Origin of the sequence: Bartonella sp. AP88XZML (genome assembly GCF_042195565.1) — a bacterium.
Classification (GTDB): Bacteria; Pseudomonadota; Alphaproteobacteria; order Rhizobiales; family Rhizobiaceae; genus Bartonella.
Window position 1 is genome coordinate 55,530 of record NZ_JBHIOQ010000029.1, and the last position, 12,443, is coordinate 67,972.

The following is a 12,443-nucleotide window of genomic DNA, read 5'->3' on the forward strand; positions in this document are numbered from 1 at the left end:
TTTATCTTTCCTTTAGAGATTGTTCTAAAACTTTGGTAATAGGTTCAAAGAAATAAGAAATGAGACGCCGTTTTGAGGTAATGACATCCGTTGTCACAGTCATGCCAGGGATAAATTTAAGTTGTTTGTTATTCAAAGTGATGTGATCTTGGTCAATTTTGATTAAAACAGCGTAGACACCATTAATTTCTTTATCATAGCGTGCTGTAGCGCCTACATTAACGACTGTACCGTGGATAACACCGAAACGTTCAGGCGGAAAGGCAGAAAACTTGATGTAAGCGCGTTGGCCCTTTTCTAAAAAGCCGATATCGCTGTTATCAAAAAACGCTTCGACAATGAGTCCGCCGGCACCAGGGACAATGCGCATGAGAGTTTTACCAGCCTCTACAAAGCCGCCCAAAGTATGGATACTTAAATCATCGATACGTCCATCAACAGGTGCATAAAGTGATAAGTGGTCAAGATGGTATTGAGTGCTATCAAGCTTTGCTTTTAATCCTTGAAGATTCAGTTCTGTTTCACGCGAAAGTTGCCGATAGCGGGCGATTTCATCGGAAATGAGACTTTTCCGTTGTTGGCGGAGGGTGTTTATTTCGGCGGCATTTTCTTCCAAACGTCTTTGATTGGTTAAAATTTCATGCTCGACATTTTTAAAGTCATGTAAACGCTCTAAATAAACTGCTTGGCTAATGACTTTTGTTTCCATTAGGCTTTTTGCAGCCTTTAATTTCCCTTGGCTTAATTGACGATCATCTTCCAACCTATCTAATTGCGCATGTTGTGTTGCACCGCTGCGCTCGACGCGGTCCGCCTGTGCTTTTAGCGCTCTTAATTTATCTTGGAGAGATTGAAGGGTAGCGCTAATGAGTTTTTCCCCTTCTATTCTTGCAGTCGTGTTGCCAGAAGGAGGAACTGGCAGATAGGCAATCCCTTTGGTCACAAAATCTTTATCCAAAGGATCACTTTCATGTAAAGCTGTTAAAATAGCTGTTGCGATTTGTGCTTGAAGAGTTTGTTGCGCGATATCTGCTTGAACACGTGCGCACTCATTGAGGGCTTCACGAGGATCTAATTGAATAAGGAGATCGCCTTGATGAACAAATTGCCCTTCTTTTACAAGAATTTTCTCAATGCGTCCTGTATTTTGCGCTTGGACCAGCTGAACGTAAGCGGTGGGAATAACACTTCCTTGCCCCCGTGCAACAATCTCTGTTTTTGCGATAAAGCTGCCGATTACAATAAAGAGAAATAAGGTGACCAAAACAGCAACAACCATATGAAGCGTTGGTGACAAAGGGCGCAAATAGGGAGCTTTATCTGCCATTTTTTGCCTCCAAATCAGTAAAGTTTAAGACGGTTGCATGCCGAGGAAAGAGGTCACTTTTGTGGGTAATAACAAGAACAATACGATCTTGTGAAAGTTTATATAAATGCTCAACAATTTGTGCACTGACAGCGTCATCCAATGCGGAAGTAGGTTCATCCAAAATAAGCAGGCTTGGGTTTATCAGAAAGAAACAAGCCAAAGCCAAGCGTTGGCGCTGACCACCTGATAAAAAACCACCTTGCTCTCCTACTTGAGTATTGAGTCCTAAAGGCAACTGAGCAATCAAATCATGGCAAGCACTAACATATAGTGCAGAGTCGATTTCATCTTTAGTGGCATCTGGTTTAGCAAGAAGCATATTCTCAAGAATAGTTCCGGAAAAAAGGCAAGGATTTTGAGGAAAATACGCGATTGTTTTACGCACGCTACGGACATCAAAATTCTGTAAAGGTTGGGCGTTAATCAATATCTTTCCGCTTGTTGGGGGGTAGAGTCCACAAAGGAGCTTCGCCAAGGTTGTTTTTCCGCACCCTGAAGGACCAAGTAACATAATCGGTTGCCCAGGTTGTAAACAGACATCAAGATGATTGATAATGGACTTATCTCCATAAGAAAAACAGAGATCGTTGGTTTCAAGATGAGGAGGAGCGCTGAGTTGAAGAGGCGGCTTTTCTTCTTCCCATTCTGAAGGGGAGTTAAGAATATCGCCCAAACGAAGACGAGAGATTTTCAAATGCTGCCATTCTTCCCATAGGGATGCAAGGCTTAAGATAGGACCAGAAACATTTCCAGCGAGGAGATGAAAGGCAATAAGTTGCCCTAGCGTAATCTGGTTTTGAAGAACTGCCTGAGCACCAAAAAAGATAATAAAAATAGTGAAAAGATCACCAAAAATATGGCTCATGGCTCCATTGAGAAGATGCAATTTACTGGTTGTAAGGCTTTGATCTAAACTACGAGCTAAAGTTTCTTGCATGCGTATCGTATGAGCAGATTCTTTTACATGTGCTTTAATGGCTTCAAGATTGGTAAAACTTTCAATAAGGCGCGATTTATGGACAGCTTGCAGAGTGAAAGAACGGCGTAATTGGCGGCGCAAGAAGGGACCGACCAACGCTAAAGAACCCATTTGTAAAGGTAAAATGATAAGGACAATGAAGGTCAGTTTCGGACTAATGGAAAAGAGTGCCGCAAGATAAATGATTGCGAACAGAACATTTAGCACAGTTGTGGCGATGGTTCCTGTTAGAAAACCGCGAATTGTATCAACCTCTCCGATTCGCGTGAATAGTTCTCCCACTTGCCAAGTGCGTAAGACAGGCAAGGAAAGACTTAACAGATGGCTGTAAATGCGCCGCCCAAATTCTAATGTAAGCCGATTGGCTAAATAAGCGCCTAGGTAACCTGATAGAGTGCTAAGAGCCGTGCTAAACAGCATAATAGCAACCATCAAGACAACGATAGCATAGAGACTTTCAATACGTTGAAAAGGGAGAATACGGTCGATAATCGCTTGAAAAATAAAAGGATTCACCAAGCCAAGTAAGCGCAAAACAACAGCAACGCAACTGAGTTCGATGACATAATAAATATATTTCTTTGTTGTTCTTGTAAACCAAGAGAATGATACAGGTTTTTCTTGTGAATGACTCATTTGAATTTATGATTTTGTTTAAGAGAAAGAGCGATGGATGTCGCATATTTAAACAGTATTGTAAATAGTATTATATTTGTACAAAATATACATTTTGTATGTATGCAATACAAACAAAATGTATATTTTATTTATACAGTATTTTTATTGTTATTTATACAAATTATATTTGATATTTGCTAAAATGAATAATAATGAATTTTCCACTGTATCTTTGTGATACAGTTATTTTTAACAATAATTAAAGAGGTTTTATATGTTTCGTTCATTTGGTTCTAGTTTTTCTAATGGTTGGTCTCATGTTTCTAATACGTGGTCAAATATTTCATCAATGAATTTTTCAAGCAGTGGATCACGACCTGGGTGTACTGTTGGAGATTATCTCTCTGCAGGATTTTCAATGGGACATAGGGGACATGATATGGGAGTGGTAATTGGTGGAGTTATGGGGGGGGTAACTGGAGGACCAATAGGCGCTGTGGAAGGTTTATGGTTAGGAGGAAGAGTTGGCTCTGGAGTAGGATTTGCCACAGGTATAGGAAATACAGCCTATGGATGTTATCGCTAATATAAAAATCAGCAGATATTTCTAAAATGAACAAGCTTGTAGGCATAATTATGTGTCTACAAACTTGACAGGAAGGTTTAGGTGCATAATTTTACAAAATTATATATTTAATTTGGATTTTTTTTATGAATGAGATTATTAGTATTATTGTAGAATTATTATTTTCTATAGGTGCTTTATTTATATTTTTCTATACATTGTTTTCATATTATAAATCTAAAGGTTATAGTAAAAAGGAAGTTTGGAAAAAAATTTTGTTAAGAATATTTTTGTTCGTTATATTATTTTCTATAATATTTTTTATTTATATACGTTATTTCTATGAACAATGATTATTCATTATTAATTTATAATTATAGATTAATTTGGAAATTTTATTTTTATATTATTTTACTTTATTAACTTTTGTATGATATAATATATATTAATGTTTATTGTTTTTATATATATTTAATTTGGATTTTTTTATGAGTGATATTATTCGTATTATTGCAGAATTATTATCTTCTACATGTGCTTTCTTTATATTTTTCTATACAATGTTTTTACGGTATAAATTTAAAGGTTATAGTAACAAAGAAATTGTGAAAAAAATGTTGTTAAGCACATTTTTGTTCATTATATTTGTTATATTACTTTCTATAACAGTTTTTATTTGTATACGTTATTTATATGAAAAATGATTATTTATTATCTTTATATAATAATGTTTTTGATATTTTATTTTCAATATTTATTTTTATATTTTCATTTTCATTAATTTATAGATACAGTGGTGACAGTTGGAAAAATAGTATAAAGGAAGCAATTAAGACATTTAGTGGGTTCTTTTTGTTATTTTTGGCGTTTTGTTTTATTTATGTTGCGTTTAAATATATTAGATATTAGTATTTATATTTAAGTTATGTTTGATAAAAAATTATTTTCATTTAAATAAGTTTCTATTATTTGTAATAATATATATTTTTTTTATTATTATGAAATTTCTTTATAAAATTGAAATAATCATTTATTGTAAAATACAGATGAATTTATGTGTATTTTATTGTTTATTTTTTTCTGTAACTATATTACATATGCATCATATTTTATGATAAATGTATTTCATCTTTCTTGATGAAGATATATTTTTCTATTTTCATTGGAAAAATAAGCCTGTAAGAAATGCTTAATTTCCTTATTAGAGAAGTCTTCTTTCCTACTTTTATGATGAGATTTCTGAGCATAAAAAATATATGTAAAATCAATTATAGTATTTAAGTTTAGAATTTGAATTCAAATTCAAATATTTTATCTATATGTCACGCGCTAAAAAGAGTCTATAAGTTGCTTTTGGGTGTTTAAAGAACTTGTCAGTAATGCTTATGGCCGTCGAGAGACGATAAATGTTTTGTGCGTTTCTGCACGTCTCAAAATTTATTTTTGAAATAAGCTAATTTAGTAAATGTAACTTACTATACTTCTAACCTCTACTCATTATCTTCAGAAAGAGGAAGTGAGGCGATTTCTGTATCAAGTGCATCCATAAAATCGATAATAAAAGCAGCATTTGTCCCCAAATCTCTTGGCAAATAACGAGAAGCAGAACGCATATCAACAAAAGTTGTATCCCCTTCATCAGTTAAACGAATAACAATATCTAAAATAAAGCCAAGATAAAAAGTTTTTGCTCTCGTTTCGATATAAATTTCATTTTCTTCGCCTTTGAATTCTCGTTGTGCTACAACAGGCCAATCATACGCAGCTAAAACATTAAGAACGGATTCGCGAATACGGTCAGGTGAGCCATCATAACGGCGCCCCGATATTTCTGGCCATTGTGACATCTGTATTGCTGCTTGTTCAGTCAAAACACTTTTGAGCGGTAAAGCATCGCTGGGACGTATTGTGCGAAAAAAAGCCGGCGGGCTTTGTGTATCGGTAGAAATATCGTAAAGAGCCGGTAAGGTAAACCAAAGTCCAAAAAAGAGCATCAATGGTGTCGCAGTTATGAGTGAATAAACGATCCCTTTTAAAGCTTTCATTCCCCCTAGAGCACCATATAACCATAAACTATGAAGTGCTTTAATAGCCAGAAAAAGAGAAATAATTACACAGCCAGTAGAGATACCTATCAAAATTATGAAGTCGCTTATGTTAATGACGGAAAAACGTTGTAAAATGACTGAAAATAATAAAATAAAGAACGACAATCCACCAAATCGAGGGGACCATACTGCTGCTCTTGAAACGAACCGAACATATCTCTTCTTCATGAAGTTTTTCCCCTCAATTGTAAACTATAAGCCAAGTTTTTTCAGAGTGCTATCTTACAAAAAGCTTATGCTCATAAAACAAAAATAAAGCACTTATTTTTGAGGTCAAGGATGCGTAATGTCTTATAAGTTTCCAGCGATTGTTTTGGCACTTCATTGAAGGTAAACAGTATTTCTTCTATAGTTTATCATGTTATTGATGCGAATTTTATGGGAATGTTTGTAAATAAAAAGAAATAAACTCAAATAACAAGTTTTACAATTGTTAGCAGCATATTTTTTAGAGCTTTACTCTTGATTTTTCTCTTCTGATTGCGGGGAGTTTTTTCTGTCAGATAATGCGTATCAAATAGGATATGATGATGTGCAATAGAGATTTCATTATATCTCAATAAAAAATTGAGGGATTTATAATCAGATAAATTTGAATATTCAATTAATAGAGAAAAAAGATAACCATTTTGATAGGCTTCATGTATTTTGTATAGAAAGTAAGGTGTTGTACAAATGAGAGGTTAGTCGGTTTTTATTCATAAAATATACGGCAGGTCGCAGATGAAAGGAAAGCTTCACTTTCTTTTCCCGCAAGGGAAGAAGGGACAAAAGTACGTAAAATAACAAACCCTTCATTCAAATTTTTAGCAACCAAAACTGAATTGGTATTTTTTTTAGGTTTTGATTTTTTGAGTTCTATGATTTGTATTGGTTTTCCAATGATAAGATCGAGTGTCGCATCAGGGGCTGTTCGGTCATTAAGGCTATAGAAAATAATTCCGTTGTGTGTGTAGGCTGCTAGTGACCAAAATTGTCGTGTTTTCAAAGCTTTTAAATGAACAGGTCCATTTTCAAGGTTAAATCTGCAGACTTTAAGAAGAAAGAGGGGATCAGCAGATTGTTGAATAGGATTATCGGGAGTAAAATCGACAAATTGATAAGAGGTTCCAGATTTTTTTAGTGCTGTCCATATATTATCTTGTGCCCAGGTGGGGATCAGAAAGAGAACGCAAATATGAACAATAATAGCGCCAATGATTGCAAGAAGTGCGATATAAATAAATCTAGTCACAATTTATTTGTCCTGATGGGATTTGTTCTATTGATGGCATTGTAAGCGTTTGTAATGCCGTTGCTGAGATGATTGGGGTATCGTATAAAGTAAGAATAAGCCCGAATTCTTTTTGACTAACTGTTGCAAGCCAATTGCCGGTTTGCGGTGTGGGTGAAATATTAATGCGCAATGAGCCATCATGCTCATATATAATATTGTCAGTGTGGAGTTCAAAAGGTATTTCTTTGGATGAAGTATAGGGTTTTAGGGATTTGTCAGCTGTATAAAGGGTAAAAAGACGGGTTTCAGGGATGGTGCCTTTGAGTAAATAATGACAGTGATGATGAAGTGGACGCCCTTGGTTATCTTGCCAAATCTGGAATTGAATACCTTCAGTTCGTCCGAGTGAAACAATGCCTCGTTTGGTCGTGCGGGCGCGGGTATAAGGATCCATATTGGCGGTTCCCATTTTTGGATAAGCACTCCATTTTCCAATTCTAAAGCGTTCAAAATGAGGAAAGGAATTGAGCACATAATCGACACTCAGTGTTCCACATAAAATGGAAAAAGTGAAGATAAAAAAGAAAATGGTGATATTAAAAAACATCAGTGAATATCTTGAATTCAAAATGTTGAATCTCCAGTTGTTTTCATCTTCAAAGAAATTGCAGATGGTTTTTTCAGATCTTTGTTAATCAATCGCACAATATTCAATGTTTCAGGAGAAAGCGTAGAGGGTATTGGAGGAGGAACTTCAGAATCTGCATGGGAAGAAAGTACTGGGGGCTGATAAGGAGGAAGGAGAGAATCTTGAACACCATAGAGCTGTTTGAGCATGATATTTTGATGTGCAGCAAGCATGATGCGATGCCATATCATGGCAGGAACGCCACCCCCAAAAGCACGATTCATCGGTGAAAAGTTATCATTTCCCATCCATACGGCTCCCGTATAATTGCCTGTAAAGCCAACAAACCAAGCATCACGATAAGATTGTGATGTTCCAGTTTTCCCTGAGACGAGAGTCATGGGCAGAGCAGCACGCTTACCAGATCCTCGTGTCGTGACACCCACCATCATTTGGTTCATATAAGCTGTTGATTGTCTGCTGAGAACTCGGTGTAACTTATTTCCGTTATGTTCGAAATCCCACACAACACGACCATCAATTGTTTTGATTTGCGTAAACCCATGACGATTACCCGCTATTCCTCCATTGGCAAAGACATTAAAGCCTGTAGCTTGATCCATGGGGGTCATATTGGAAGTGCCAAGAACCATTGTTTTGTGTGATAAAATATGCGCGTTAATCCCCATATTCTTGATGAGATCTATGATGGGTTGGGTATCACGGTTAAGATATTGATAGGTGAGATACACAGGGACTGTATTAATAGAAAAAGCTAAAGCTGTTGCTAAATCAATTTTTCCCAAATAACGACCAGAATTATTTTTGGGTGTCCAACCTCCCCAATTGATAGGAGCATCTAAAACAATTGTCGAGGGAGACAGTCCGTGTTCCAGTGCGGTTGCGTAAACATAAGGTTTGAATGAAGAACCAGTTTGCCGTCCGCCTTGTGTTGCTCTGTTAAATTGGCTCTTTTTATAATCGAGTCCTCCAACAATTGCGCATACGGCACCGTTATTATCGAGTATAACGGTGGCAGCTTGGGTTACGCGATATTGTTGACCATATTGATGTAAATGATATGCGATTGATTCTTCTGCTGCTTTTTGAATATTCGGATCAAGGGTTGTTTGAATAATTAAACTATGGCTTGGAAGTTGATTGCGCATTTTTTTGACTTCCTCGAATGCCCAATCAAGAAAATAATCTGGCTGATTATTTTCTATTTGGGGAAGTGCCTTAGCAGGGTGGCGATGCGCATTGATAATTTGGCTCTTTGTCATAAAGCCACTATTAACAAGATTAGAAAGGACGACATTGGCACGTGTTTGAGCAGCAAAGAGATGACTATGAGGAGCATATTTTGTTGGAGCTTTAAAGAGTCCTGCTAACATAGCAGATTCACTTAAAGATACATGACGTATGTTTTTTCCAAAATAAAATTTTGCCGCTGCGGCAATACCAAAATTGTTTCCTCCCATATAGGCTCGGTCAAGATAAAGTTGTAAAATCTGCTTTTTGCTAAAATTTGCTTCTAGCCAAAGAGCAAGATAAGCTTCTTTGATTTTACGTGTTATGGTTCTCTCGTTTGTTAAGAATAAATTTTTAGCCAATTGTTGTGTGAGAGTTGAACCACCTTGCACCACACCTTTAGCTTGCATATTTTGTGAAATTGCCCGTGTAAGTCCTTGAAAATCAATACCCCAATGATCAAAAAAACGACGGTCTTCTGTAGCGAGAACCGCTTTAATGACAGTGTCAGGCATTTCTTCAACGGGGACAGAGATTGCCGGCAGTGCACCACGGTGCCCAATGGAATTTCCATAGCGATCTAGAAAAAGAATGGAAAAGTTTTTAGGAGAAGACCAATCTGTTTTGGTCAGTTCAAAAACAGAAATGCCAAAAATGGTAAAAAGAGTAAATCCCATCAACCCTAATGTTAGTATTTCATCGAGAACTTCAACGATAAAACGTTTCCATCCTTGAAGATGAAAATTTTGTGAGACGATTTTTGCCTTTTTCCAGAAAAAACTGTTAGCAGAACGAATGTGATAAAGCGCTGTGTCTAATCGTGCGTCTAATTCAATGAGAGCAGGACTGTGAAATGGCTTACGATGTTGCCTTTTCTTTTTTTTAAAAAAATCAAACATTTAAAGAGAGCCTATGGCAAAGAAATACAACCAAACAAATCTACAATAATTATATGGAGTAGAAGTATTTTTTTGCTATAGTGCTAACAGAGAAAGAGTTTATTTTAGAATTATTCATTTTTCATAAGATAGTGTATTAAGATTTTATTATTTTATTGAATAAATTTTATTCTCATTATTAAAAATATTTTATTTTGAGTTTTTAAAAATTTGGAATAATATTAATGTGTTCTTCTGTAAGATAGAGGATAAATTATTTCCATTTGTGATTTTTAAGTCGACCCAAAAAAACCATTATTTCTTTTATCCTTTATCAAGGAAAAGAAGAGATGGGTTATTGAAATATTTATGATGAAAAAAAAATTCTTGTTTGTAATAATAGCAGCTTTTTTAGGAGCAGATTCTGTTCGAGCTTCTGGGTGTGCTGAAGTAGGTAAGAAGGTTGCCGCGCAAGAGAGCGGGGTTCTCGTCCGTTCAAAACCGGTTGTTCAGGATGGAAAGGACATGTGTGCAATTGTGGTTGTTGTACCAGCCCGTAATGGTGAAAAGTTACGTCGTGTTGAGTTTTTTGTTCCTGCTGATTAGTCTTTAGCAGATGGTGTTGTGATGCGTATCTTAATCGTTGAAGATGATCGGAATCTTCACCATCAATTAGCAGAAGCTGTAAGACGTGCAGGATATGTTTCCGATAGTGCTTTCGATGGTGAAGAGGCTTATTTTTTAGGTAGCACAGAGTCTTACGACGCGGTGATACTTGATATAGGTTTACCGCAGATTGATGGTATTAGTGTTGTTGAAAAGTGGCGTCAAGAAGGGATCTCCATGCCTGTTTTAATGCTAACAGCGCGAGACCGTTGGTCTGATAAGGTGCACGGTATTGATGCTGGAGCTGACGATTATGTTGTGAAGCCATTTCATTTGGAGGAAGTGATGGCGCGCTTGCGAGCATTAATTCGTCGCACTACGGGACATGCGACGAGTGCATTATGTTGCGGAAATGTTTTGTTGGATACAAAGACATCTCGTGTTTTTGTGGATGGTCAATTGATTAAACTAACATCTTATGAATTCAGACTGCTTTCGTATCTCATGCATCATTGTGACAGAGTCATTTCAAGAACAGAGCTTACTGAACATCTTTATGATCAGGATTTTGATAAGGACTCGAATACAGTGGAAGTCTTTGTAGGTCGGTTACGGAAAAAGCTTGGAGTGGATTTGATTGAAACTATTCGAGGAATGGGATATCGCGTGAGAACGCGAGGTGATTAATGAATGTTTTTGAAGAGAATAATTGGTATAGGAGGTTCTTTTTTGTAATTACTCGATCTCTCAGTTTACGTGTTATGATCTTATCAACATTATGGGTTGTTATTTCTCTTTTATCGATTTCTGCAGTAAGTATTTTATTTTATAAGCGTTCGACTGAACAAAGCCTAGAGCGTATCCTTTCTGCTCAACTCTACAGTCTTATTGCAACAGTGACGGTGTCATCAGAAGGTACTTTAAGAGGAGGGGCTGGGATTGATGATATTCGTTATTCTGATCCAACAACAGGATGGTATTGGGAAGTTGTTGCGATATCCCATAATTTAAAAGGAAGATTGACATCCCCCTCATTGGGAACAGGCGAGATATTTACACCAAGTGATGTTGATATACCTTTTAACAATAAATTCTTTCGCTCTTATCGGATAACGGGGAACAATGGTCAAAAGCTACAAGTGATTGAGAGTGATGTTGTTCTTGATAATAAAAATCATATTGCACGTTTTCGGCTTGTTGGGAATATCGATGAAGCTCATGCCCAGGTAAAGGAATTTAAGCGAACTTTGCAAATTTTTCTTTGGAGTTTCGGTATCGGGAGTGTTCTTATTAATATTGCTATTATTTTCTTTAGTTTTCAACCGTTGAAGCTTATTCGACGTGCATTGAATGATATTCGCGAAGGAAGAGTTCATTATGTGAATACGGATTTAGTAAGCGAAGTGATGCCGCTTGTACAAGAGATGAATGCTCTCATTAATAATAATCAGCGTATTATTGAGCGATTTCGCACACAGGTTGGTAATCTCGCGCATTCATTGAAGACGCCTCTATCCGTGATTATGAATGAGACAGATAAGATGCGCGGAGAAAAGGCTAGTTTGTTGAGAGAGCAAACGCAAATAATGCAAGCTCAAATCAATCATTATCTTCAGCGTGCGCGGATTGCAGCACAATGCGATAGTGTTGTCTATCATACGTCTGTTCGCAGTGTGCTTGAACGCTTGGTGCGGGTTATGAAAAAGCTTAATCCTGAAAAACAAATTCAATTTATTATGGATGTTGATGATATTGTTTTTTCTGGAGAGAAGGAAGATTTAGAAGAAATTATAGGGAATCTGATTGAAAATGCTACTCAGTGGTCTCGCGCAAAGGTTTTGATCTCTTGTTGTTTAGAAGAAAATGCTGAAGAAACAGAATATTTTAGTATCTTTGTAGAAGATGATGGTCCTGGTTTAACAGAAGACAAAATTGATGAAGCATTAAAAAGAGGGCGGCGGTTTAATGAAAATAAACTAGGGTCAGGCTTAGGGTTAGCAATTGTTTCAGATATGGTCAGTGAATATGGTGGCAATCTCTTTTTATCACGTTCTGATTTGGGTGGATTGTATGCAAAAGTTTTATTACCTAAGATGGGAGAATAACATATTTTCTCCTTAAGCAAGAAATGTCTATAAAGTTTTTAAAGCAGTATTTTCAGACAATACATCAAAGAGTAGGGAAACATTGTTTTTAGTTTCTTTGTTTAATTGATGTATATAATA

10 protein-coding genes are annotated in these 12,443 nt (G+C 36.3%); 4 read left to right on the plus strand and 6 right to left on the minus strand.

Translation table 11 applies throughout. The annotated features are described in order from the left end of the window. Position 1: 1 nt before the first annotated feature. Both ACFIK2_RS02350 and ACFIK2_RS02355 read right to left on the minus strand, forming a co-directional pair. Complete coding sequence (locus ACFIK2_RS02350) at positions 2–1,327, minus strand: HlyD family type I secretion periplasmic adaptor subunit (protein ID WP_375676861.1); 1,326 nt, start codon at positions 1,325–1,327, stop codon at positions 2–4. Continuing rightward, entirely contained in the window at positions 1,317–2,984 is a 1,668-nt protein-coding gene (locus ACFIK2_RS02355) for a peptidase domain-containing ABC transporter (RefSeq protein ID WP_375676862.1), read from the minus strand. The genes ACFIK2_RS02350 and ACFIK2_RS02355 overlap by 11 nt, the downstream gene beginning before the upstream one ends. A gap of 256 nt (positions 2,985–3,240) precedes the next feature. Between ACFIK2_RS02355 and ACFIK2_RS02360 the strand changes: the two genes are divergently transcribed. Further along, positions 3,241–3,552: a hypothetical protein gene (locus ACFIK2_RS02360; RefSeq protein WP_375636207.1), complete on the plus strand. Its 312-nt coding sequence runs from the start codon at positions 3,241–3,243 to the stop codon at positions 3,550–3,552. Positions 3,553–5,021: 1,469 nt separating this feature from the next. Here ACFIK2_RS02360 and ACFIK2_RS02365 read toward each other — a convergent pair. The 4 genes from ACFIK2_RS02365 to ACFIK2_RS02380 form a co-directional block, all read right to left on the minus strand. Then, complete coding sequence (locus ACFIK2_RS02365; RefSeq protein WP_375636209.1) at positions 5,022–5,807, minus strand: DUF1499 domain-containing protein; 786 nt, start codon at positions 5,805–5,807, stop codon at positions 5,022–5,024. 526 nt (positions 5,808–6,333) lie between these two features. Further along, a complete protein-coding gene (locus tag ACFIK2_RS02370; protein WP_375636211.1) occupies positions 6,334–6,873 on the minus strand; it encodes a hypothetical protein in 540 nt (179 codons plus the stop codon). Beyond that, positions 6,866–7,462 (minus strand): DUF1214 domain-containing protein, encoded by a 597-nt coding sequence (locus tag ACFIK2_RS02375; RefSeq protein ID WP_375676863.1) that lies wholly within the window; start codon positions 7,460–7,462, stop codon positions 6,866–6,868. The genes ACFIK2_RS02370 and ACFIK2_RS02375 overlap by 8 nt, the downstream gene beginning before the upstream one ends. Before the next feature lie 17 nt (positions 7,463–7,479). After that, complete coding sequence (locus tag ACFIK2_RS02380) at positions 7,480–9,633, minus strand: transglycosylase domain-containing protein (protein ID WP_375634261.1); 2,154 nt, start codon at positions 9,631–9,633, stop codon at positions 7,480–7,482. Positions 9,634–9,981: 348 nt separating this feature from the next. Here ACFIK2_RS02380 and ACFIK2_RS02385 point away from each other — a divergent pair, with 348 nt between their 5' ends. The 3 genes from ACFIK2_RS02385 to ACFIK2_RS02395 are packed head-to-tail and all read left to right on the plus strand — an operon-like array spanning position 9,982 to position 12,323. After that, positions 9,982–10,218, plus strand: a complete 237-nt coding sequence (locus ACFIK2_RS02385; protein ID WP_375634259.1) for a hypothetical protein — start codon at positions 9,982–9,984, stop codon at positions 10,216–10,218. A gap of 21 nt (positions 10,219–10,239) precedes the next feature. Further along, positions 10,240–10,905, plus strand: coding sequence for a response regulator transcription factor (locus ACFIK2_RS02390; RefSeq protein WP_375634257.1), 666 nt, complete (start codon positions 10,240–10,242; stop codon positions 10,903–10,905). Continuing rightward, positions 10,905–12,323, plus strand: a complete 1,419-nt coding sequence (locus tag ACFIK2_RS02395) for an ATP-binding protein (RefSeq protein WP_375636213.1) — start codon at positions 10,905–10,907, stop codon at positions 12,321–12,323. The genes ACFIK2_RS02390 and ACFIK2_RS02395 overlap by 1 nt, the downstream gene beginning before the upstream one ends. Positions 12,324–12,443: the final 120 nt, after the last annotated feature.